Genomic DNA, 21,125 nt, shown 5'->3' on the forward strand with positions numbered 1-21,125 from the left:
CTAGGGTGCAGCCATGGCCATCCGCCGCCTCACCCACGAGGACCTCGACGACTGCACCCGCCTGGCCAAGGATCGCGACTGGCCCCCCGAGCGCCACAAGTGGGGCCTCCTGCTCGAGGTCGGCGAGGTGTACGGCATCGACGCCCCCGACGGCGACGGCCTGGCCGCCACGAACATCCTGACCTGCTACGGCGACGACCAAGCCGTTGTCAGCATGGTCCTCACCGCGTCCAGGTACGCCAGGCAGGGGCTGGCCCGGCGGCTCATGGAGCACGTGATGGAGCGGGCCGGCAGCCGTACGGTCTCCCTCTTCGCCACCGACAACGGCCGCCCCCTGTACGAGCAGATGGGGTTCCGGACCGTCGGCGGGGTCGTCAAGCACACGGGCGTGTTCGCGGGCGAGCCGTCGGGCCGGACCCGCCCGGCCACGGAGGCCGACCTGGACGAGATCGTGAAGCTGGACGCGGAGCTGTTCGGGACGGACAGGTCGGCGCTGCTGCGGCGGATGTTCGGCTTCGGCGAGCGGGTACGGATCGCGGACGGCGGCTTCGGCCACTGCTGGCGCAATGACGACAACGCCGTGATCGGCCCGGTCGTGGCGCGGGACGAGGAGACCGCGCGGGCGCTGATCGCGGACCTGGCGCTGGACGTGGGCGGCGAGGTGCGCATGGACCTGGACGAGGCGATGGACGGCCTGGTCGCGTGGGCGGTCGCGCACGGCATGGGCCACCCGTGGCGGACCGCGAGGATGGTCCACGGCGGCGACCTGCCGGGCGAGCGCGCCTGCCAGTTCCTGCCGTTCATGCAGGCGCTGGGCTGACCGCACGGCGCCAGGCGACGGGATGGCGTCGGGTTGACCGGGTGTGCGGCGCTCTCGTAGGGTCGGGCGACCAGAATATGATTCTGCCGAAGGGCGATCATGACCTCCACCCACATCGACGTCAGCGCCATCGACCTCGCCGCGCTCGGCACGTGGATGGACGCCCAGGGCCTGCCCGGCGGCCCGATCACGGGCGTCGCGCCGGTCCTGGGCGGCACGCAGAACGTCATGGTCCGCTTCGAGCGCGGCGGCCGCCCGTACATCCTGCGCCGGCCTCCCCTGCACGCCCGCAGCAGGAGCAACGAGGTGCTGCGCCGCGAGGCGCGGGTGCTGGCGGCGCTGCGCGGCACGCCCGTGCCCGCGCCCAGGCTGGTGGCCGCGCAGACCGAGCGGGAGCCGGTGTTCTACCTGATGGAGCCGGTCGACGGGTTCAACCCCTCGACGGGCCTGCCGGAGCCGCACGCCTCCGACGCCGCGATCAGGCACCGCATGGGGCTGGAGGCCGCGGCCGCGCTGGCCGAGCTGGGGCGGGTCGATCCGGGGGTGCTGCCGGGGTTCGGCAGGCCGGAGGGGTTCCTGGAGCGGCAGGTGCCGCGCTGGCTCAAGGAGCTCGACTCGTACGACGAGCTGGACGGCTATCCGGGCCCCGACATTCCGGGTCTGCCCGAGACGGCCGGCTGGCTGGTGCGCAACCTGCCCCGGACGTTCACCCCGGGGATCATGCACGGCGACTACCACTTCGCGAACCTGATGTTCGCCTGCGACGGCCCCCGCGTGGCCGCGATCGTGGACTGGGAGATGAGCACGATCGGCGACCCGCTGCTCGACCTCGGCTGGCTGCTGGCCACCTGGCCCAGCAACAACGGCCACGTCCCCGGGCTGCCGGAGCCGCGCGAGCTCATCGAGTACTACGCGGCGCTGTCGGAGCGCGACCTGTCGGCCATCGGCTGGTACGCGGTGATGGCCTGCTTCAAGCTCGGCATCGTCCTGGAGGGTTCGCATGCGCGGGCGTTCGCGGGAAAGGCACCAAAGGACATAGGGGACGTACTACACGAAACAACCCTGCAACTGTTCGAACGGGCACATCAGTTTATGGACGGCATTCTCGGCTGATTTCCGGAAAAACGATCACTTCTTAACCCCCGAGTCGTACAATTGCGCGCAATTGCACCTGTTATCGGGGAAGGATCGTCATGCGAATGCGGTTCCTCGGCTCCACCTCGGAGGCGGGCGCCTGTCCCACCCTGTACGAGACCGATCGCGGCACCATCGTCGTGCAAGGTCTGCAAGTCACCGACGCGGAGGCGCTCGCGGACCTCCGTGACGTGCTCGACGGCGAGACCGCTGTCGAGGTTCCGCGCGAGCTCATCACCGAAATCGCCCGCCGGGTCCTCCCCGACGGCCCGGCAACCGCTTTCCCGACCAGCGGAGGAATACCCTCGGCCACCGCTTGATCACAATTGCGAGTGACACTGGCATGATCCACGCAAGCAGGGCTAGCCTCTTGCGGCGTGACGTCGTTTCAGCAGGCGCGCATCGACCTTGGCGGCCAGTTACGACAGCTGCGCGAAGCCGCGCACCTGTCGGGCAAGGAGCTGGCCCAGCGGCTGGGCTGGCAGCCGTCCAAGGTCTCCCGCCTGGAGAACGCCCGGCAGACCGCCACGGAGGATGACGTGGTCGTGTGGGCGCAGGCCGTACGCGCCTCGCCCGACACGACCGACGAGCTCATCAGGCAGGCCATCGCGCTGCTCGAACGGCACGACGACTGGAAGCAACGCCACCGCAGCGGCCTGGCCGCCCTCCAGGAGGACATCCGCGACCTGGAGGCGCGTACGAAGCTCTTCCGCGTGTTCGAGCCCGGCATCATCGTGGGCCTGCTGCAGACCTCCGAGTACGCCAGGCACGTCTTCCGCAAGGTCAAGCGCCTCTACAGCGCGGCCGACCAGATCGACGCGGCGGTGCGGGTGCGGATGCAGCGCCAGGAGATCCTGTACGACCGGACGCGCACGTTCAGGTTCGTGGTGACGGAGGCGGCACTGCGTACCTCCCTCGCCCCGCCCGAGGTGATGCGCGGCCAGCTCGACCGATTACTCGCCGTCAGCACGCTGCCGAACGTCGAGTTCGGCGTGATCCCGTTCAGCACGGAGCTGCCGTCGAGCCCGATCAACGGCTTCTGGATCTACAACGAGGCCATGGTCGGGGTGGAAACCATGACGAAGGACCTGATCCTTCGCGATCCCGATGACATCGGCTTCTACGTCCGGGCCTTCGATGACTATGCGAAGGTGGCGGAGTTCGACGAACCCGGGAGGGAGGTCATCATCGGAATTCTTCACGATTACCGCAAACAAACATCACATTAACCGCAGCAATTGCTTGCCTCCCCACCCAAGATCGTGCAATTCTGTCGCGAGACGTTGCGGAGGTGACGCATGATGCTTGATACCGCGCTCTGCCTCGAGCGATTCGCCTGGCACGCAGGTCGTCACGCTGACCTGACCATCCAGAGCCTCGCCCTGTCGAGCGACCCGGCCTATGTGTCGGTCCGCAATCGCTTCTCGGCCACGCTGACGGAGACGGTGACGTGCTCGGATGAGGGCGCGTACATCACCTCGTGGGGCTACCGCCTGGGCACCGCCGAAGACGTCGAGTCCGCCGCCGCCCGCCTCGCCTTCCTCCTCGCCGCCCTCCCCGCCTGACCGTTCATCCCGCTCAGCCCGAAACACGGCTTATGGCCTCCGACGCGTAATTACGGCCCTGCGCCCCGCAGCCACCACCAACTGGCCTCGGCACGCGCCCTCCGGCAGGGAGTCCCACCACGGGCCCACACCGCCCACACCCACGCCCCAGCGCCTCAGGACGCCTCTCGCGCCGACCGGGCGGGCGAAGGGGGGTAGGAGGTCGCAGCACCCCTTTGGACGCCGCTCGATGCCGCCCGCCCGTCTCCCGGGTGCGCGGTCGCGGGCGGCGCCGCCGGAGCGGCGAGCCGGGCCGGTCAGCAGCCGGCCTTGTAGAGGATCTTCTGCACCTCCGGCCGGTCCACGTTCTGCGCGGTGACGATGGTGGCGTCCGTCGGGATCGACGGCGTGACCTGCTGCCCCTTGACCGCCGCCACTGCCTGCTCCACCCCCTTGGCCCCGATGTCCCCGGGCAGCTGCGCGATGAGCGCCTGTACGACGCCGTCCTTCAGCTGCTTCACCTGCGCGGGCCCCGCGTCGAAACCCACCATCTTGACCTGCCCCAGCTTGCCCGCCTGCTGGAGGGCGGATCCGGCGCCGGTGGCGGAGTTGAGGTTCGCGGCGAAGATCCCCGCCAGGTCGGGGTCCTTGGCCAGAGCGGCGTTGACGATCTTGGAAGCCTCGCCGACGTCGTTGTGCGAGTACTGCACGCCCAGGAACGTGATCCCGGGATGCGAAGCCTTGATCTCCTCCTCGAATCCCTTGATGCGGGCGTCCACGGTGCTCACGCCCGGGTCCGTGGAGATGACCAGCGCCTTGCCCTTGTCGCCGATCTGCTCCGCCAGCGCCTTGGCCGCCGCCGCCCCGCCCTTGACGTTGTCGGTGCTGATCCTGGACAGGCCGATGCCCGGGTCCTCGACCACCGTGTCCACCAGGATGATCTTGATGCCCTGCTGTTTGGCCTGGGTCAGCGGCGCGATCATGGCCTTGACGTCGGTCGGCGCGATGAGCATGGCGTCCGGCTTGCTCGCCACCACCGAGTTGACGATCGGCGTCTGCAACGTCGGGTCGAACTTCTGCGGCCCCTGGACGTCCAGCGCCACGCCCAATTCCTTGGCCTTGGCCTTCGCCCCGCAGGCCATGGTCTCGTAGAACTCCTCGCCCGCCAGCCCCTGCACGAGCGTCACCCTGACCTGGCCGCCGCCTCCGCTCTGCCCGCCGCCCTGCCCGCCGCAGGCGGCGATCGTCAACAGCAGCGTTCCCAGAGCTGCCACAGCCTTGCGCATCGTGGTGCCTCCTCCTACTGGTCCCGGGCCCTGCGCCTCCACTGGTCGACGTAGACGGCGGCGACGAGCACGGCGCCCACCACCACCTGCTGCCAGAACGGCCGCACGCCCAGGATCTGGAAGCCGTTCTGCAGCACGACCGGGATGAACACCCCGATGACCGTCCCGGCCACCGTCCCCACGCCGCCGAACAACGAGGTGCCGCCGATCACCACGGCGGCGATGGCCTGCAGGTTGTCGGTGGAGTGGGCGGACACGCCGGTGATGCCGTACTTGGCGAGCGACAGGTGCCCGGCCAGCCCGGCCAGCAGGCCCGCCAGGCCGTACACCTTGATCAGGTGCCGGCGCACGGCCACGCCGCCGCGCCGTGCGGCCTCGGCGTTGGACCCGATCGCGTACGTGTGCCGCCCGAAGCGGGTCCAGGCGAGCATGAGCGCGAGCGCGGCCGTGATGGCGGCGCAGATCCACACGATCAGCGGTACGCCCAGCCAGCGCGCCAGCCCGAGACCGAGGTTCAGGTCTGTGGGGGCGCGCAGATCGACCCCGCCGGTGAGCAGCAGGGCCCCGCCGAGCGACATGCCCAGCGTCCCGAGCGTCACGATCAGCGCGGGGATGCGGCCCAGGGCGATCAGCACGCCGTTCAGCACGCCCCACGCCAGCCCTGTCACGAGGGCGGCCAGGGTGCCGAGCGCGAGCGAGCCGGTGGCGTCCATGACCTCGGCGGCCGCCACGGCCGAGAACACCAGCACCCCGCCCACCGACAGGTCGATCCCCGCCGTGATGATCACGTACGTCATGCCGGTGGCGAGCAGCAGCAGGATGGCCGCGTCGCTGACGAGGTTGAGCAGGTTGAACGAGGTGGGGAACGTGGTGGGCGCCAGGATCGAGAACGCCGCCAGCAGCGCGACCAGCACCAGGCCGATCCACACGACCTGCAGCTCCCCCAGCCGCACCCCCTTCATACGCCGCCCTCCCGCCCGGGCTCCGCGCCGTCCCCATCCCGTGCTTCGATCGCGCCGGTCATGGCCCCGACCAGCTCCTCCATCGAGACGCGCGCGGTCTCGAAGCGGGCCACCCGGCGTCCGAGCCGCAGCACCTCCACCCGGTCGGACACCGCCATCACGTCCTGCATGTTGTGGCTGATCAACACCACGGACACGCCCGAGTCGCGCACCCCGCGGATGAGGTCGAGCACGCGCTGGGTCTGCACGACCCCGAGCGCGGCCGTGGGCTCGTCCATGAAAACCACCCGCCGCGCCCACGTCACCGCCCTGGCCACCGCGACGCCCTGCCGCTGCCCGCCGGACAGGCCGGAGACCGGCGCGGTCTGGGACGCGAGCCGCACGCCGAGCCGTTCGCACGCCTCGCGCGTGGCCCGGCGCATGGCGGCGTTGTCCAGTACGCCGAGCAGGCCGAGGAGGCCGGGCCTGAGCAGTTCCCTGCCGAGGAAGAAGTTGGCCGCAGGGCTGAGGTCGGCGCAGAGCGCGAGGTCCTGGTAGACGGTCTCGATCCCGGCGCCCCTGGCCTCCTCGGCTGAGCCGAACGCCACCGGCTCGCCGTCCACCTCGACCGTCCCGGCGTCCGGCCGTTCGACGCCCGAGAGGATCTTCGCGAGCGTGGACTTCCCCGCGCCGTTGTCGCCGATCAGCGCGACCACCTCGCCGGGCCGCAGGGTGAAGTCCGCGCCGCGCAGCGCCTCGACGTGGCCGTAGCTCTTCATGATCCCGCGGGCGGCGATCAGTGGTACGGCCATAAGAACATCAAGAAGCCGATTGACATCGTTGTCAAGGCCGCGCGGCCGTCAGGGCACCCGCGATCCCGCCGCGAGATCGTGGTAGGCCTCCCACAGCTCGCCCAGGAACAGCCGGCCGAACCGCACCAGCCCCGCGGCCCCGTCGGGCCCCCACGTGCGGAACGTCGTCAGCTGGTGCAGGAAGTCCGGCAGGTGGATGCGGATGATCCCCGCGGCGACCACCTCGGCCTCCGCGTCGTCCGCCGGGCGGGTGTGCCCGCTCAGGATCCGGACGTACAGGGTGGAGGTGTCGGACCACATGTCGGCCCCGGGGTCGTCGTGCACGTCCTTGACCCCGGTGAGCGTCAGCGGAGCGTCCCCGTCGCCGGTGAAGTGCAGGCGGTAGAGCATCCGCCGCCGGGCCGGGTCCTCTCCCGCCACGAACAGGTTGAACGACCCGCCCTCCACCCGCAGGCGGCCGCCGCCGAGCACGGGACAGGTCACCCACCCGGCGGCGGACGCCTCGTGCCCGGCGTCGGCCACGAACCGTTCGACGTCGCCGGCGGTGATGGTCAGGTGGACCGCCAGCGGGTGCCCGTTCGCGCGTCCCAGCCGCTCGCCCTCCTCCGGGTCGGCGGAGCCGGGCATGACGTGGCCGCGCATCTCCTCGGTGAAGCTCAGGCCGGACGAGACCTCCGCGCGCCGCGCCGCCGTCCGGGGCGCGGTCTCCAGGACGTGCTCGCAGGCCCGGTCCGAGATCGCGGCGATGGTCAGCGAGGGGTTGACGCCGACCGGGCCGGGCACGCAGGCCCCGTCCAGGACGTACAGGCCCGGATGCCCGAACACCTCGCCGTACTCGTCCACGACGCCCTCCGCGGGGTGGCGGCCCATCGGGGCGCCGCCGAGCGGGTGCACCGTGATCACCTTGCGGGCCAGCCACAGGGGGTTGTCGCGGTAGCCGGCCCGCAGGACCCGCGCCATGTCCCGCATGACCGCGCGCATCGTGGTGAAGTACGGCATGGACGTGGCGGTCGTCCAGTCGACGTCGAGGTAGCCGCGGCGCAGGCGCATGACGCCGTCGGGGACGTCGCGGCCCATGCCGAGCAGGCCCAGCGACCCGTCGGACAGGTGCCCGTCGCCGAGCAGCGCGGCCAGTTCGGCGTTGATCCGGCTGCTCGGCGAGTGGCTCAGCAGGGCCCCGATCCTGCGCAGCACGAACCTGCCGGCCCTCCTGGCCTGGCCGCGCACCCCGGCGAACTCCCCCAGCCACTCGGCGAAGGGCGGGTAGCCCGCGTCCTCGACCAGGAAGCCCCGGCGGTCCCCGTGCCCCGAGTCGGCCGCGTCCGGCACCCGGATGGCGCTGGTGATCACGGGTCCGCGGCTGCCCTCCAGCGAGCGGTGGCGGCCCGCGCCGTCGCGGGCGTCCGTGACCAGGGTGAGGAGGTCGCCGTTGCCGCTGAAGCGGGCCCCGAGCATGGGGCTCAGGCCGGGGAACTCCGAACCGCAGGTCAGCAGCAGGTACGTCGTCCCGAGCGTGCCCGCGGCCAGGACGAGCCGGTCACAGGTGATCGTGCGCTGGGGCAGCCGCCGGGTGTTGACCCGCCGCCGGTCCTCGCGCGGTTCGTGCACCACGTAGCTCACGGCGTAGCCGCCGCCGGGAGCGGGGGCGAGCCACCGTACCTCGTGCAGGGTGCGCAGGTCGGCACCGGCGTGCCGGGCCGCCGACAGGTACGTGTGGTCGAGGGAGTTCTTGGCGCCGTCGTTGCAGCCGAGGTCGCACTCGCCGCGCAGCCGGCACGTCGTACGCGGCAGGCCGTGCAGGTTGCCGTACTCCGGGTCCGGGATGGGCAGCCCGGGAGCGGGATGGCCGCCGGGCTCCGGGGCGAAGGCGACGGCCAGCGGCGGCAGCTCCCACTCCAGCCCCAGCCGCCCGGCCGCCTCGCGCATGGCGAGGGTCTTGGCCGTGGTGTCGTACGGCGGCTGGCCGAGGGGGTAGCGCTGGGGCTGGAGCAACCGCTCCACGGCGTCGTAGTGCGGGTCGAGGTCGGCCCGCGTGACGGGCCAGTGCTCGTAGCCGCCGCCGGGCAGCGGGCTCTCCTTCACGAACCACCGCTCCGGCTTGCGCAGCAGCACATTGGCGTAGATGAGGGAGCCGCCGCCGAGCCCGCTGGAGACGGCCGCGCCGAGCCCGCGGAAGCTCCACAGGTCGAACAGGCCGTACAGGCCCTCACTCGGATCCCACAGGTTGCGCGCCATCGCGGCGGGCGCGCGCGGGAACGACCCCGGCGGGTACGACCGGCCGCGCTCCAGCACGACCACCCGAAGCCCCGCTTCCGCGAACCGGTAGGCCGCCACGGCGCCGCCGAACCCCGAACCCACCACGACGACGTCGGCGTGCTCGCGGGCAGGACGTCTTGCCTGGTCAGAACCGTTATGGCGCATTATCTCTCCCTCGTCCGGACAGGTCCGAAAAGTCGGGGAGATGTAGAATGCAAGAGTAACCGATCGGTGAGCTGAGCACCGGAACCAGGAAGTCCAGGAGTCCAGACCAGGTCTGCCGGCCCGGGGCCGGCAGCGGCCCGAGATCGTGGCGATCGGTATGCATGGACGACCCGCTACACACGAACGCGTCGTACCCTTCACCGCCGGAGACGGCAAGAACCTGCGCCTCGTCAACGTGCGCGGGCACGCCCCGCCGGCCAAGGCCCCGGTCCTCCTCGTGCACGGCGCGGGGGTCCGGTCCAAGGTGTTCCGTGCGCCGGTGCCCGCCAGCGTCGTCGACATGCTCGTCTCGCAGGGCTACGACGTCTGGCTGGAGGACTGGCGGGCCAGCATCGACCTGCCGCCCAACCCGTGGACCCTGGACCAGGCGGCGGGATACGACCACCCCGCCGCGGTGCGCAAGGTCGTCGAGGAGACCGGGGCCGACCGGATCAAGGCGATCATCCACTGCCAGGGCTCGACCTCGTTCATGATGTCCGCGTGCGCGGGCCTGGTGCCCCAGGTCGACACGATCATCACGAACGCGGTGTCCCTGCACCCGGTCGTGCCGCGCTGGTCGCGGGCCAAGCTCCGGTACGCGGTGCCGGTCACGCGCAGGTTCCTGCCCTACCTCGACCCGTCCTGGGGCGACCACCCGCCGCCCGGCGCGGCCGCGCTGATCACGCAGCTGGTCAAGGCCGCCCACGCCGAGTGCGGGAGCACGGTGTGCAAGCTGGTCAGCTTCACGTACGGCAGCGGGTGCCCCGCGTTGTGGCGGCACGAGAACCTCGGCGCGGCCACGCACGACCTCTGGATCCCGCACGAGTTCGGCCCGGTGCCGCTGACCTTCTTCCGGCAGATGGACAAATGCGTGCGCAGCGGCCATCTGGTCAGCTACGAGCACATCGACGGCCTGCCGGACGACTACACGGCGCAGGAACCGCGTACCGACGCCCGGATCGTCTTCCTGGCGGGCGAGCTGAACCGCTGCTTCCTCCCGGAGAGCCAGCGCCGGTCCTACGACTTCTTCTCCCGCTTCGCCCCCCACCACTCCTTGCACCTTCTCTGCGGATACAGCCATCTGGACGTGTTCTTCGGCGAGCGCGCCCACCGCGACGTCTTTCCGCTGATCATCGAGGAGCTGGCCGGCACGCCGGCCCGGCACAGGGGGGACCGATGACCTTCACCGCACGACGCCGGCGCCCAGCCGGCAGAGTCGCCGGCCGATTCGCCAACGTGGACGGCATCCCGTTCCGGATGCCGGTGGGGACGCGGAGCAGCCCGGCGCTCATCGCCGCCTACCCGATCGACCCGCGCGGCGCGCGTGAGGCGCTGCCGGAGGAGCTGAGCCCGTACCGGATCCGCGGCGAGGGAGTGCTGCTGATCGCGGTCGTGGACTACCAGGACACCCCGATCGGCACGTACGTGGAGTTCTGCACGGGGATCCTGTGCACGCCGGGCGGCCGGCCCGCCCCGCCGCTGCTCCCGCTGCTGCTCCGCTCGACCTTCGGCACCGGCGTCTACATCGGCGACATGCCGGTGAGCACCGAGATCTCCGTCAAGGGCGGCCTCGGCATCTATGGCATGCCCAAGCGCCGCGCCTCGCTCGACTTCGTGACCGACGGGTCCACGGTCAGCAGCCAGTACGACCTCGACGGGCGACTGGTCATGCGCGTGGACGTGCCGCGCCCGCCGCGGGCGTGGCTGCCGATGCGGTTCACCGGCATCGGCTACGCCTCCTTCCGCGGGATGCTCTGGAAGTCGTCCGTCACGCTCTGGGGCCGGATGGGCCTGTCGTGGGGCGGCGGCCCGGAGAGCCGGCTCCTGCTCGGCGACCACGAGCGGGCGGACTGGCTGAAGCGGCTGGACATCCGCGACCGGCCGTTCCTGACCGCCTTCATCCCCTCCGTGCGCGGGGTGCTCCACGACCACGTGGAGGGCTGGTTCCACACCTCGGCCACGCCGCCCCCGCCACCCCGGAAGGGCCTGGAGTCCGTGGTCGGGCTGGGGCTCGGGCAGGACCGGCTGCCGCCTCCCGACCGCGCGTCGACGGACCGCCTCCTGGGCCTGCCCCGGCCGCGCGAGTACGCCACGCCGATGCCGTAGCCGACCGCCCGCAGCCGACCACTCACAGAAAACCCGCCGCCGACCGCCCACGGGGAGATCCGATGAAGCACCGACTCCGTATCGCCGCGCGCCTCACCGCCGCCTCCGCCCACGCCACCGCGCCCGCGCCCGAACGCGCCGAAGCGCCCGAACGCGTCCGGCCGCCCGCCGGACGGGAACCGCCGGTCGCCGGGGCCGGCTATCGCCGCTCGTGGTTCTGGACCGCCTACGACGCGCTGGCCCGGGCGCTCGACCACCGCTTCGGCTGGGACCGGCTGCCCACCCCGCTCGGCCTGGCGGTCCTGGTGGGCATCCGCAACCGGCTGCGCAAACAGAACCTGTACGACACCGGCCGCCTGCCCTCCGTCGGCCCGCCGCCGCCCGCCCCGGATCCAAAGGGCTACGACGAACGGCGCACAGCCGACGGCTCGTACAACGACGTGGACCATCCGGCCATGGGCATGGCCGGGACCCGGTTCGGGCGGAACGTCCCGTTGGACCACGCGTACGCCGAGCCTCCCGAGCGGGTCATGACGCCGAACCCGCGCACGATCAGCCGGCGGCTCATGACGCGGACCGAGTTCCAGCCCGCGCGCTCCCTCAACGTCCTGGCCGCGACCTGGCTGCAGTTCATGATCAGGGACTGGTTCAGCCACGGGATCAGCCCGTCGGAGGACCCGTGGACCATCCCGCTGGAGCCGGGCGACGACTGGCCCGAACCCCTGCTGACGATCCCGCGGGTCCCTCCCGACCCGACCCGCCCGCCCGGCTACGAGGGCCCGGCGACCTCGCTGAACACCCTCACCCACTGGTGGGACCTGTCGCTGGTCTACGGCCTGAGCGACGAGGAGCAGCGCGCCCTGCGCACCGGAACCCGGGGGAGGATTCGCCATCGCCCGTCCGGGACCAGGGCGATGGCGGGCGGCAAGGCCGACCCGACCCGCGAACCGGGCTTCTGGCTCGGCCTGGTGATGATGCAGGGGCTGTTCGAGCACGAGCACAACGCCATCTGCGAACGGCTGCACGCCGAGTATCCGGCCTGGGGCGACGACGAGCTGTTCGAGCGCGCCAGGCTGATCAACGCCGCGCTCGTCGCCAAGATCCACACCGTGGAGTGGACGCCCGCGGTCATCAGCCACCCCACGGCGGTGACCGGCCTGCGGGCCAACTGGTGGGGCCTGGCCTCCGAGCCGATCAACAGAGCGCTGGGCAGGATCAGCCGGAGCGAGACGATCAGCGGCATCCCGGGTTCGCGCACCGATCACTTCGGGGTGCCGTTCAGCATCACGGAGGAGTTCGCGGCCGTCTACCGGATGCACCCGCTGATCCCTGACGACTACCGCCTGCGCCACCTGCGCGACGACTCCGCGATCCGCAACACCACGCTGCGCGAGCTGTCCGGCCCCGCCGCGCTGCGGGTCGCCTCGGCCATCTCCGCCGCCGACCTGCTGTACTCCTTCGGGACCGAGCACCCGGGCGCGATCGTCCTGCACAACTTCCCGCGCCTGCTGCAGGAGTTCGAACGCCCCGACGGCAAGCTGGTGGACCTGGCGGCCACGGACCTGATCCGCTGCCGGGAGCTGGGCGTGCCCCGCTACAACGAGTTCCGCAGGCTGCTCAACCTGCCGCCGGCGAGCGGGTTCGACACGCTCACGGACGACCCGGCGCTGGCGGAGGAGCTGCGCGAGGTGTACGCGGACCGGCTGGAGGACGTCGACCTGGTCGTGGGCATGTTCGCCGAGAAGCGCCCGGAAGGGTTCGCCTTCAGCGACACGGCCTTCCGGGTCTTCATCCTCATGGCCTCGCGGAGGCTCAACAGCGACAGGTTCTTCACCCCTGACTACGCCGAGCGCGTCTACACGAGGGCAGGGCTGGACTGGATCGCGAACAGCAGCATGGCCTCCGTGATCCTGCGCCACCATCCGGAGCTGCGCCCGGCCCTGCACCGCGTGGGGAACGCGTTCGCGCCGTGGCGCCGGTCCGGCGTCACGGCCTGAGGTGCCGTCCCCGCCGCGTCAGGCGAGCCGGTCGTCGTCCGACGGCAGATTGACGCCCGCCGCGGCGGGGACCGGCATGCCGGCCTCCACCCAGGCCAGCAGCTTCGTGCCGGGGCAGTCGGTGTTGCCCACCTGAAGGTGGGCGCGCTTGGCCAGCGTACGGCCGGCTTTGGCGCAGGCCTCGTCGTACAGGGCGCGGATCGTCATCTTCACGGCGTCGGTCGGGCTGTTCATCCCGATGTAGGCGCAGCCGATGCCGCTGACGTTGTGATCCGTGGCGTGGGCTCCCCGCACGTCCCAGCCGCGGCCCTCGTACACGGTGCCGTCGTCCCGCACGAGGAAGTTGTACCCGATGTCGTTCCACCCCCGCTCGTCCATGTGGAAGTCCTGGATCTGCCGCGGCGTCTGCGTCGTCGGTCCCTCGCTGTGGTGGACGACGAACTCGGTGCGCTTCGCCCACGGAACCTTGACGACGGCGTCCGGGTCTCTCGGCGGGCGGGCGTTCCAGGCACTGCGCTTGACGATCTTGATCGCCATGATCTCTCCCCCTAGTTAAGTGCTCGACTTTTCGCAGGTTAGGCAGCAGAGGAGCGGGAGAGAGAAATGCGACGCGCGGGGATGCCGGGATCGTTGGCCATATTTCATCCTGTCTTGGGCGACTTGGGCCTTGATGGGCAGATGACCCGAGAATGTGCTGGTTGATGGGTAGGGGCACCGTCAAGGCGCCCCTTTCCCGTTACGCGGCGCAGTCGTAGAGGCCGTCCTGGCCGTCCACGGCCTTGCAGTTCTGCTGGACCCAGGTGGTCACCTCGGTGTTGCCCCGGCCCGGACCGCCGCGGTCGCCGCCCGACAGAACGTAGCGGAGTTGCCCGGAGGAGGTGAGCTCTTTGAGGCGATCCACGGTCATGGCGGCGTCGCTGCCGGTGAAGCCGCCCATGGCGAGCACGGGCCTGCCGGTGGACAGGATGGTCGGCGAGGCCTGCATGGCGCTGTTCACCGCGACCAGCCAGGTGGCCTTGCCCTGGTTCGCCAGGAGGTACTTGACCATGGAGTCGCTCATCCCGCCGCCGGGGCCGCCGCCCATGAAGCCCGCCCGGCCGGTCCGTGCCGTCCCATCGCCCGCGTCCTGCCCGCCAGGCTGTTCCTGACCGGGCAGCTGCCCGTCAGGCAGCTGGCCGTCAGGCAGCTGGCCGTTGGGTGTCTGGCCGCCGGGGAAGTCGCGGCCGGGGAACTGGCCGCCCGGGAACTGACCGCCCCGGAACTGACCGCCCGCGCCGCCGCCCATCCGGCCGAAGCCCATCTGCCCCGCGTTCGGGCCGGCGGTCGGGTTCGTCCCGTTCACCTGCGACCCCAGCGGCGTGACGGCGTACGCGGCGGGCCCGGCCAAACCGGCGACCACCGTGGCCGCCAGCGCGAGGGCGGCGATCCTGACCGTCACCTGCGCCCGTACCCTGGCCAGCACCAGCACCACCACGGCCGCCAAGGTCGCCCCGAGCACGACCCAGGCCAGCCACGGCGCCCAGTCGGGCGTGCGGCGCAGCACCACGAACGACCAGCCGCCCGTCAGCGCCACCGCCAGCGGCAGCACCCAGGCCCAGGTCCGCGAGCGGCGATACTCCTGCCACATGGCCACCCCGCCCAGTCCGCACAGCGCGGCCACGGCGGGCGCCATCGCGGTGGTGTAGTACGGGTGGAAGGTGCCGCTGGAGAAGCTGAACACGACGTAGTGGACGACCAGCCAGCCGCCCCACACCAGCCACGCCGCCCCGGACGGGCCCTCGATCCGGCGCACCCGCATGACCGCGGCGAACGCCAGGGCCATCACGCAGAACGGCAGCAGCCAGGAGATCTGCCCCGCCAGGACGTCGTTGAACAGCCGCCCGGCCCCGGACTCCCCGCCGAAGCCGCCACCGCCGCCGCCACCGGTTCCACCGCCGGGGCCGCCGCCCTGGCCGAAGATCCGGCCGAGCCCGTTGTAGCCGATCACCAGGTCCCAGACGGAGTTGTCCGTGGAACCGCCGACGTACGGCCGCGAGTCGCTGGGCCAGAGGTCGACGATCACCATCCACCAGGCGCTCGACACCAGCATGACCAGGCCGGCCGCCAGCAGGTGCCCCACCCGCCTGAGCCACGGCACGCGGGCGCACAGCAGGTACGCCGGCGCGAAGGCCGGCACCACCAGGTAGGCCTGGAGCATCTTCGCATTGAAGGCCAGCCCCACGAAGAGCGCGCACACCAGCAGCGGCCGCAGGCGCCCGGTACGCAGCGACTCCAGGCAGAACCAGGCCGCCAGCACGAGCAGCAGCACGAGGATCGTGTCGGGGTTGTTGTCCCGGTTGATCGCCACGGTGATCGGGGTGAGCGTCATGACCACGGCCGCGACCAGGGCCGCCGCGTCGGCGTACGTCCTCCCGGAGCAGGCGCGGCGCACGGCCGAGTAGACGAGGCCGACGGCGGCCACCCCGGCCAGGGCCTGCGGGAGCAGCATGCTCCACGTGCCGTAGCCGAAGATCCGCGCGGACAGCCCCATCACCCACAGCGCCAGCGGCGGCTTGTCCACGGTGATGAACGACCCGGCGTCGAGCGCGCCGAAGAAGAACGCCTTCCAGCTCTGCGTGCCGGACAGGACGGCGGCGGCGTAGTACTCGTTGGCGTTGCCGCTCAGCCCCCACGCGTACAGGACGAAAGCGGCGGCGAGCACCGCCCACATGGCGGGCCGCGACCAGCGCGGGTCCTCCTCGGCGCCCAGCAGGACGCGTGCGGGCAGGCTGCGGCTCGTGGCGGCCCGGTGCCCGGGCCGCATGGCGGTGGCGGTCATCGTGCCGTCCTCCGCCTGGGGTTGAAGACCCACACGCGCAGCAGCAGGAAGCGGACGAGCGTGGCCGCCGCGTTGGCGATGATGACCGCGACCAGCTCCACCCCGTGCGAGACGCCGGCGGGAAGCAGCGCGAGGCTCCCCGAGGTGAGCGCCAGCCCGACGAAGAACGCGATCAGCCCCTCGAACTGGTGCCGCATCGCCCCGACCGAGCCCTTGACGCCGAACGTGAAGCGGCGGTTCGCGGCGGTGTTGGCCACGGCCGTGACCAGCAGCGCGACCGCGTTGGCGGCCAGCGGGGAGACGATCTGCCGCAGCAGCGAGAACAGCGCCAGGTACGCCAGCGTGCTCACCACGCCGACGATCGCGAACCTGGGCAGCTGCTTGGCCATCCCCTTCGGCAGCTCGGCCCGCTGGACCCGGGCCGGCACCGGGATGCGCGCCGCCCCCGACAGCGTCTTACGCGCGACCCTGGCCAGGCCGCGCAGGTCGTCGAGCGCGGTCTGGATGATGTCGACCCGGCTGTCCGGATCGTCCACCCAGTCCACGGGCACCTCGTGGATGCGCAGCCCGTGCCGTTCGGCGAGCAGCAGCAGCTCGGTGTCGAAGAACCACTGCTCGTCCTCGACGCCGGGCAGCAGCGCCTGCGCGATCTCCGTACGGACGGCCTTGAACCCGCACTGCGCGTCCGAGAACCCGGCCCCCATCACCGAGCGCAGCAGCAGGTTGTACGAGCGGGAGATGAACTCGCGCTTCGGCCCCCGCTCGACCCGCGACGCCCTGGCCAGGCGGGTGCCGATGGCCAGGTCGCTGTGGCCGGACAGGAGCGGCGCGACCAGCGGGAGGAACGCGTCGAGGTCGGTGGACAGGTCCACGTCCATGTAGCTGACGACGTCGGCCTCACTCTGCGACCAGACCAGCCGCAGCGCCCGGCCGCGGCCCTTCTCGTCGAGGTGCACGGCCCGCACGTGCGGGAGCTCCTGGGAGAGCTCCGTGGCGATCTGCCAGGTGTTGTCGGTGCTGGCGTTGTCGGCGATCGTGATGCGGAAGCCGTAGGGGAAGTTCCCGGTGAGGTACGTCTGCAGCCGGGTGATGCTCTCGCGGAGCGCCCGCTGCTCGTTGTAGACCGGGACGACCACCTCGACCAGGCGCGTCCTTACTGCTGTTATCTCCATGCAGCCAGCTCACGGGTCGGGTCTTTAACGGGACTTATCCGATTCTGAGTTACGCATGAGAGTTCCGGGAAGGTCCATTGTCGCGATCGCTCCACCACCGGGCGCATTCGCCAGACGTACCTCTCCCCCGGCCTCCGTGACGGCCTGCGCCACGATCGCCAGGCCCAGCCCGGATCCGGGCAGGCCACGGGCGGACGGGGAGCGCCAGAAGCGCTCGAAGACGTGCGGCAGCTCCTCCTCCGGCAACCCTGGGCCGTGGTCCCGCACGGACAGCCGGCCGTGCGACAAGGACACCTCGACCTGGCCGCCGGGGCTGAATTTCGCGGCGTTGTCGATGAGGTTGAGCACGGCGCGTTCGAGGGAGGTGGCGCTGCCGACGACGTACCAGGGCCTGAGGTCGCTGACCACCTCGGCGCCGCGCAGCCTGGCCCGCTCGACGGCCGCCGTCACGACCTCGTGGAAGGGCAGCTCGACGTGCGGCTCGTGCTCGGTGTCTCCCCTGGCCAGCTGGAGGAGGTCGGCGACGAGCGTGGACAACTCGGCGAACTGGGCCTTGACGTTGGTGAGCAGGCGTTTCTTGGCCTCGGGGTCGAGGCTGCGGCCCGTCTGCTCGCTGCGGAGGAGGAGGTCGATGTTGGTGCGCAGGGTGGTCAGGGGGGTGCGCAGCTCGTGGCCGGCGTCGGCGACGAGCTGTTTCTGACGCTCACGGGAGCCGGCCAGGGCGGTGGTCATGGCGTTGAAGGAGGATGAGAGCCGGGCGATCTCATCGTCGCCTTCGACGGGGATGTGGGTGTCGAGGTCCTCGGTTTGAGCGATGTGCTCGACCGCCTCAGTGAGGCGGCCCACGGGGCGCAGCGCGGCGCGGGCGATGAGCAAACCGGCGGTCGCCGCGGCCAGCACCCCCAGCGCGGCCACCGCGCCGAGAAGCAACGCCACCATCTTCAGCGTGTTGCGCAGCTGACCGAGTGGGACGGCATCCATCACAGCCATGCCCGGCCCCACGTTCTCGGTGAGGATGCGCATCTCCGTGCCGTCGTCGGTGACCCCGTTGTGCCAGTGCTTCGCCCCCGGGCTGGCGGCCACCCCTTTGTCCTCCTCGGTGACCACGAGAGCGGCGCTCGTGTAGCACGGAGGACGGTCATCGGCGAAGATGAGCTGAGTGGTGCCCGGCGGGCCGTAATGGTCCTGGGGGTTCGGGACCGGGCCGCACTCGCGCTGGAGCCACTCCAGCTGCCCGCGTGGACTCTTGCCGGGCGGGTTGCCGAGCTGCCGGTCCACCTGCTCGTACAGCTGGTGCCGGACGATCATGAAGCACGCACCCGCGCTGACCGCCACCGCCAGGGCGACGGCGACCGCGACCAGGAGTGTGAGGCGGGTGCGGAGGCTGCGCCAGATCACGGCGTGGCCCGTAGGACGTACCCCACCCCGCGCACCGTGTGGATCACGCGGGGCTGCCCCCCGGCCTCGGTCTTGCGCCGCAGGTACATGACGTACACGTCGAGCGAGTTGGACGTCGGCTCGAAATCGAACCCCCACACCTCGCTGAGGATCTGGTCCCTCGTGAGCACCTGACGCGGGTGCGCCAGGAACAGCTCCATCAGCAGGTACTCGGTCCGGGTCAGGTCCAGCCGGCGGTCGGCGCGCGTGACCTCCCTGGTCGCCAGGTCCATGCGCAGGTCGCCGTACGTGAGCGTGTCGGCGCCCTCGGCGGGGCTCGAGCTCAGCGCGCCCCGCCGCAGCAGCGCGCGGACGCGGGCCAGCAGCTCGTCCAGCTCGAACGGCTTGACGAGGTAGTCGTCGGCCCCCGCGTCGAGCCCCGAGACCCGGTCGCCCACCGCGTCGCGGGCGGTGAGCATGAGGACCGGGATGTGGTTGCCCGAGGCGCGCAGGCGCCGGCACGCGGTCAGCCCGTCGAGCCGGGGCATCATGACGTCGAGCAGCACGGCGTCGTAGGTGTCGGCCGCGACCGCGTCGAGCGCCGCCTGCCCGTCGTTGGCCGTGACGACCTTGTAGCCCTCGAACTCCAGGCTCGACTGCAGCGCCTCGCGCAACGCGGGCTCGTCGTCCACCACCAGCAACCGTGCAGGCTCACTCATGCGACAAACGCTAGAGGCTCATCATGAAAACCTGATAAACGCCATCATGCGCGTTCCATGAGATCACCACGCCACAGGCATCGCCTTGAGCCCGAAAATGGGGCCGTCGCTCTTGATCGGCAGCTCCTCGTCCGACACGGTGACCCGCAGGCCGGGGATGCGCTCGAACAGCGTGCGCAGCGCGATCTCCATCTCGGCCCTGGCCAGGTTCTGGCCGAGGCACTGGTGGACACCGTACCCGAACGCCACGTGGTGGCGGGCCCCGCGTTCGACGTCGAACTCGTCCGGCCGCTCGAACGCCCGCTCGTCCCTGTTGGCGGAGGCGCCGAGCACGAAGACGCCCTCGCCCTTCCTGACGAGCTGTCCGTCGATCTCCTGGTCCTCGACGGCCACCCGGTCGAACGCCACCCAGTCCACGACCGAGTGGAAGCGCAGCAGCTCGTCCACCGCCATGGGCCACTTGTCCGGGTTCTCGCGCAGCGCGGCGAGCTGGGCGGGGTGGCGCAGGAGGGTGAGGGCGGAGAGCGGGATCATGTTCGCGGTGGTCTCGTGGCCCGCGACGAGCAGCAGGAAGGTCACGCCCACGAGCTCGGCATGGGTGAGCCGGCCGCTCTCGATCAGCCGCCCGAGCAGATCGTCCTTGGGCTGCTGCTCCGCCTTGGCGACCAGGGTGTCGAGGTAGTCCCTGAGCCCCATGATCGCGGCGAAGCTCGCGTCGGGGCCGTCGGCGCTGGAGAGCATCTCGCGGGTGCGCGACTGGAAGAACTCGCGGTCGTCGACGGGGACGCCGAGCAGCTGGCAGATGACCAGCGACGGCAGCGCCAGCCCGAACGCCTCCACCAGCTCCGCCTCGTCGCCCTTGGCCAGCATGTCGTCGATGAGCTCGTCCACGGTGCGCTGGATGCCGGGCCGCAGCTCCTTGACGCGCCTGACGGTGAACTCGGGGATGAGCAGCCGCCGGAACCGGCCGTGCTCGGGCGGGTCGAGGTCGATGAAGTGTCCGATCGCGAACTCCTTCGCCGCGGCCCGCTCCTCGGGGGTGGGCGGCTCCGGTCTGAACGCCCAGTTGGGGTGACCGGGGGTCGCCGGGTTGGTGCTGATGCCCGTGCCCGACAGGACCTGTTTGGCCGCGGCGTGCCGGGTGACGAGCCAGACGTCCCCGCCGGGGAGCGAGGCTCGTACGAGGGGGGCCTGCTCGCGCATCCGCTCGTACTCGGGCGGGGGCGCGAACGGGCAGGTGCGCTGGACAGGGAAGGTTTCGGCCATAGTCTGCTCCCGTACAAGCCGGATCGCATTGCTTACTTACGCGAAAGTAAGCAATCGTGGGCCGGTCGTCAAGTGATGGGAGCGGGATGGCAGGGCGGCGGACGGACACCAGGGACCGGATCCGGCAGGTGGCGCTGGAGCTGTTCGCCGAGCAGGGGTACGAGCAGACCACGCTGCAGGAGGTGGCCGAGCGGCTGCAGATCACCCGGCCGGCGCTCTACTACCACTTCAGCACCAAAGAGGCGATCCTGGAGAGCGTCGGAGAGCGGCTGGCCGAGTCGATCGACGAGCTGGTGGAGTGGGGGCACGCGCAGCCCAAGACCCCCGAATCGAGGCGGGAGATCCTGCGGCGGATCGGCGAACTGCTGGAGGGGCAGTGGCGTCCTCTGTTCAAGTTCGCGCAGGTCAACCAGGGTGTGATGCAGGGCCTGCCGGCCGGTGAGCGGATGCAGGCCGGGATCGTCAAGATGGTGTCCCTGCTGGAGGATCCGGAGTCCGGCCCGGTGCGGAAGTTCGAGGCCCGGCTGGCGGTGTTCGCGGTGATCCTGGGCAGCGTGCCGTTCCTCTTCGACCTGGACGTGCCGGAGGCGGAGCGGTCGGCCGTGGCCATGGAGGTGGCCACGAGGCTGATCTCGGAGGATTAGCCCAGGAGATCAGCCCAAGGCGCAGCGGG

19 protein-coding genes are annotated in these 21,125 nt (G+C 71.1%); 9 read left to right on the top strand and 10 right to left on the bottom strand.

The window, feature by feature from the left end; translation table 11 throughout:
* Window positions 1-13: 13 nt before the first annotated feature.
* The 5 genes from ACWDRB_RS01015 (at window position 14) to ACWDRB_RS01035 (ending at window position 3,519) form a co-directional block, all read left to right on the top strand.
* The gene (locus ACWDRB_RS01015; RefSeq protein WP_449891350.1) at window positions 14-820 is read left to right on the top strand and encodes a GNAT family N-acetyltransferase; all 807 of its coding nucleotides are present in this window, start codon (window positions 14-16) and stop codon (window positions 818-820) included.
* Between the two features lie 99 nt (window positions 821-919).
* Entirely contained in the window at window positions 920-1,933 is a 1,014-nt protein-coding gene (locus tag ACWDRB_RS01020; RefSeq protein WP_449891351.1) for a phosphotransferase family protein, read from the top strand.
* 86 nt (window positions 1,934-2,019) lie between these two features.
* Window positions 2,020-2,274 carry a hypothetical protein gene (locus ACWDRB_RS01025; protein ID WP_449891352.1) on the top strand — a complete coding sequence of 85 codons (255 nt, stop codon included), beginning with the start codon at window positions 2,020-2,022 and terminating at the stop codon, window positions 2,272-2,274.
* A 57-nt stretch (window positions 2,275-2,331) separates the two neighbouring features.
* Entirely contained in the window at window positions 2,332-3,183 is an 852-nt protein-coding gene (locus tag ACWDRB_RS01030) for a helix-turn-helix domain-containing protein (protein ID WP_363965403.1), read from the top strand.
* A gap of 69 nt (window positions 3,184-3,252) precedes the next feature.
* The gene (locus ACWDRB_RS01035) at window positions 3,253-3,519 is read left to right on the top strand and encodes a hypothetical protein (RefSeq protein ID WP_192786285.1); all 267 of its coding nucleotides are present in this window, start codon (window positions 3,253-3,255) and stop codon (window positions 3,517-3,519) included.
* 296 nt (window positions 3,520-3,815) lie between these two features.
* Here the strand turns inward: ACWDRB_RS01035 and ACWDRB_RS01040 are convergent, their stop codons facing one another.
* The 4 genes from ACWDRB_RS01040 to ACWDRB_RS01055 are packed head-to-tail and all read right to left on the bottom strand — an operon-like array spanning window position 3,816 to window position 8,958.
* Window positions 3,816-4,784, bottom strand: a complete 969-nt coding sequence (locus tag ACWDRB_RS01040) for an ABC transporter substrate-binding protein (RefSeq protein WP_449891353.1) — start codon at window positions 4,782-4,784, stop codon at window positions 3,816-3,818.
* Between the two features lie 14 nt (window positions 4,785-4,798).
* Window positions 4,799-5,746: an ABC transporter permease gene (locus ACWDRB_RS01045; RefSeq protein ID WP_355194914.1), complete on the bottom strand. Its 948-nt coding sequence runs from the start codon at window positions 5,744-5,746 to the stop codon at window positions 4,799-4,801.
* On the bottom strand, window positions 5,743-6,537 hold the full coding sequence (locus tag ACWDRB_RS01050; protein ID WP_449891354.1) for an ATP-binding cassette domain-containing protein: 795 nt from the start codon (window positions 6,535-6,537) through the stop codon (window positions 5,743-5,745). The genes ACWDRB_RS01045 and ACWDRB_RS01050 overlap by 4 nt, the downstream gene beginning before the upstream one ends.
* Before the next feature lie 48 nt (window positions 6,538-6,585).
* The gene (locus ACWDRB_RS01055) at window positions 6,586-8,958 is read right to left on the bottom strand and encodes a GMC family oxidoreductase (protein ID WP_449891355.1); all 2,373 of its coding nucleotides are present in this window, start codon (window positions 8,956-8,958) and stop codon (window positions 6,586-6,588) included.
* Window positions 8,959-9,115: 157 nt separating this feature from the next.
* Here ACWDRB_RS01055 and ACWDRB_RS01060 point away from each other — a divergent pair, with 157 nt between their 5' ends.
* The 3 genes from ACWDRB_RS01060 (at window position 9,116) to ACWDRB_RS01070 (ending at window position 13,100) form a co-directional block, all read left to right on the top strand.
* Window positions 9,116-10,177, top strand: coding sequence for a hypothetical protein (locus ACWDRB_RS01060; RefSeq protein WP_350722257.1), 1,062 nt, complete (start codon window positions 9,116-9,118; stop codon window positions 10,175-10,177).
* Complete coding sequence (locus ACWDRB_RS01065) at window positions 10,174-11,103, top strand: acetoacetate decarboxylase family protein (protein ID WP_449891356.1); 930 nt, start codon at window positions 10,174-10,176, stop codon at window positions 11,101-11,103. Before ACWDRB_RS01060 ends, ACWDRB_RS01065 begins: the two co-directional genes overlap by 4 nt.
* Before the next feature lie 62 nt (window positions 11,104-11,165).
* Complete coding sequence (locus ACWDRB_RS01070) at window positions 11,166-13,100, top strand: peroxidase family protein (RefSeq protein WP_449891357.1); 1,935 nt, start codon at window positions 11,166-11,168, stop codon at window positions 13,098-13,100.
* A gap of 18 nt (window positions 13,101-13,118) precedes the next feature.
* Here the strand turns inward: ACWDRB_RS01070 and ACWDRB_RS01075 are convergent, their stop codons facing one another.
* From ACWDRB_RS01075 to ACWDRB_RS01100, 6 genes are all read right to left on the bottom strand, one after another.
* On the bottom strand, window positions 13,119-13,637 hold the full coding sequence (locus ACWDRB_RS01075; RefSeq protein WP_449891358.1) for an N-acetylmuramoyl-L-alanine amidase: 519 nt from the start codon (window positions 13,635-13,637) through the stop codon (window positions 13,119-13,121).
* Window positions 13,638-13,836: 199 nt separating this feature from the next.
* On the bottom strand, window positions 13,837-15,918 hold the full coding sequence (locus ACWDRB_RS01080) for an ArnT family glycosyltransferase (RefSeq protein WP_449891359.1): 2,082 nt from the start codon (window positions 15,916-15,918) through the stop codon (window positions 13,837-13,839).
* Window positions 15,915-17,090, bottom strand: a complete 1,176-nt coding sequence (locus ACWDRB_RS01085; protein ID WP_363965425.1) for a bifunctional glycosyltransferase family 2/GtrA family protein — start codon at window positions 17,088-17,090, stop codon at window positions 15,915-15,917. Before ACWDRB_RS01085 ends, ACWDRB_RS01080 begins: the two co-directional genes overlap by 4 nt.
* A gap of 24 nt (window positions 17,091-17,114) precedes the next feature.
* A complete protein-coding gene (locus ACWDRB_RS01090) occupies window positions 17,115-18,488 on the bottom strand; it encodes a HAMP domain-containing sensor histidine kinase (protein ID WP_449891360.1) in 1,374 nt (457 codons plus the stop codon).
* A complete protein-coding gene (locus tag ACWDRB_RS01095) occupies window positions 18,485-19,186 on the bottom strand; it encodes a response regulator transcription factor (protein WP_350722270.1) in 702 nt (233 codons plus the stop codon). Before ACWDRB_RS01095 ends, ACWDRB_RS01090 begins: the two co-directional genes overlap by 4 nt.
* Window positions 19,187-19,249: 63 nt before the next feature.
* Window positions 19,250-20,452, bottom strand: coding sequence for a cytochrome P450 (locus ACWDRB_RS01100; protein ID WP_449891361.1), 1,203 nt, complete (start codon window positions 20,450-20,452; stop codon window positions 19,250-19,252).
* Between the two features lie 86 nt (window positions 20,453-20,538).
* Here ACWDRB_RS01100 and ACWDRB_RS01105 point away from each other — a divergent pair, with 86 nt between their 5' ends.
* The gene (locus ACWDRB_RS01105; RefSeq protein WP_449891362.1) at window positions 20,539-21,096 is read left to right on the top strand and encodes a TetR/AcrR family transcriptional regulator; all 558 of its coding nucleotides are present in this window, start codon (window positions 20,539-20,541) and stop codon (window positions 21,094-21,096) included.
* Window positions 21,097-21,125 lie beyond the last annotated feature (29 nt).

Source organism: Nonomuraea sp. NPDC003707 (genome assembly GCF_053587055.1).

What these genes read in the sequence shown, in the direction of transcription:
- ACWDRB_RS01050 (WP_449891354.1), bottom strand. Translation starts at nt 6,537, where the DNA reads ATGGCCGTACCACTGATCGCCGCCCGCGGGATCATGAAGAGCTACGGC.
- ACWDRB_RS01025 (WP_449891352.1), top strand. Translation starts at nt 2,020, where the DNA reads ATGCGGTTCCTCGGCTCCACCTCGGAGGCGGGCGCCTGTCCCACCCTG.
- ACWDRB_RS01085 (WP_363965425.1), bottom strand. Translation starts at nt 17,090, where the DNA reads ATGGAGATAACAGCAGTAAGGACGCGCCTGGTCGAGGTGGTCGTCCCG.
- ACWDRB_RS01065 (WP_449891356.1), top strand. Translation starts at nt 10,174, where the DNA reads ATGACCTTCACCGCACGACGCCGGCGCCCAGCCGGCAGAGTCGCCGGC.
- ACWDRB_RS01060 (WP_350722257.1), top strand. Translation starts at nt 9,116, where the DNA reads ATGCATGGACGACCCGCTACACACGAACGCGTCGTACCCTTCACCGCC.
- ACWDRB_RS01080 (WP_449891359.1), bottom strand. Translation starts at nt 15,918, where the DNA reads ATGACCGCCACCGCCATGCGGCCCGGGCACCGGGCCGCCACGAGCCGC.
- ACWDRB_RS01015 (WP_449891350.1), top strand. Translation starts at nt 14, where the DNA reads ATGGCCATCCGCCGCCTCACCCACGAGGACCTCGACGACTGCACCCGC.
- ACWDRB_RS01070 (WP_449891357.1), top strand. Translation starts at nt 11,166, where the DNA reads ATGAAGCACCGACTCCGTATCGCCGCGCGCCTCACCGCCGCCTCCGCC.
- ACWDRB_RS01045 (WP_355194914.1), bottom strand. Translation starts at nt 5,746, where the DNA reads ATGAAGGGGGTGCGGCTGGGGGAGCTGCAGGTCGTGTGGATCGGCCTG.
- ACWDRB_RS01035 (WP_192786285.1), top strand. Translation starts at nt 3,253, where the DNA reads ATGATGCTTGATACCGCGCTCTGCCTCGAGCGATTCGCCTGGCACGCA.
- ACWDRB_RS01075 (WP_449891358.1), bottom strand. Translation starts at nt 13,637, where the DNA reads ATGGCGATCAAGATCGTCAAGCGCAGTGCCTGGAACGCCCGCCCGCCG.
- ACWDRB_RS01100 (WP_449891361.1), bottom strand. Translation starts at nt 20,452, where the DNA reads ATGGCCGAAACCTTCCCTGTCCAGCGCACCTGCCCGTTCGCGCCCCCG.
- ACWDRB_RS01105 (WP_449891362.1), top strand. Translation starts at nt 20,539, where the DNA reads ATGGCAGGGCGGCGGACGGACACCAGGGACCGGATCCGGCAGGTGGCG.
- ACWDRB_RS01055 (WP_449891355.1), bottom strand. Translation starts at nt 8,958, where the DNA reads ATGCGCCATAACGGTTCTGACCAGGCAAGACGTCCTGCCCGCGAGCAC.
- ACWDRB_RS01040 (WP_449891353.1), bottom strand. Translation starts at nt 4,784, where the DNA reads ATGCGCAAGGCTGTGGCAGCTCTGGGAACGCTGCTGTTGACGATCGCC.
- ACWDRB_RS01095 (WP_350722270.1), bottom strand. Translation starts at nt 19,186, where the DNA reads ATGAGTGAGCCTGCACGGTTGCTGGTGGTGGACGACGAGCCCGCGTTG.
- ACWDRB_RS01020 (WP_449891351.1), top strand. Translation starts at nt 920, where the DNA reads ATGACCTCCACCCACATCGACGTCAGCGCCATCGACCTCGCCGCGCTC.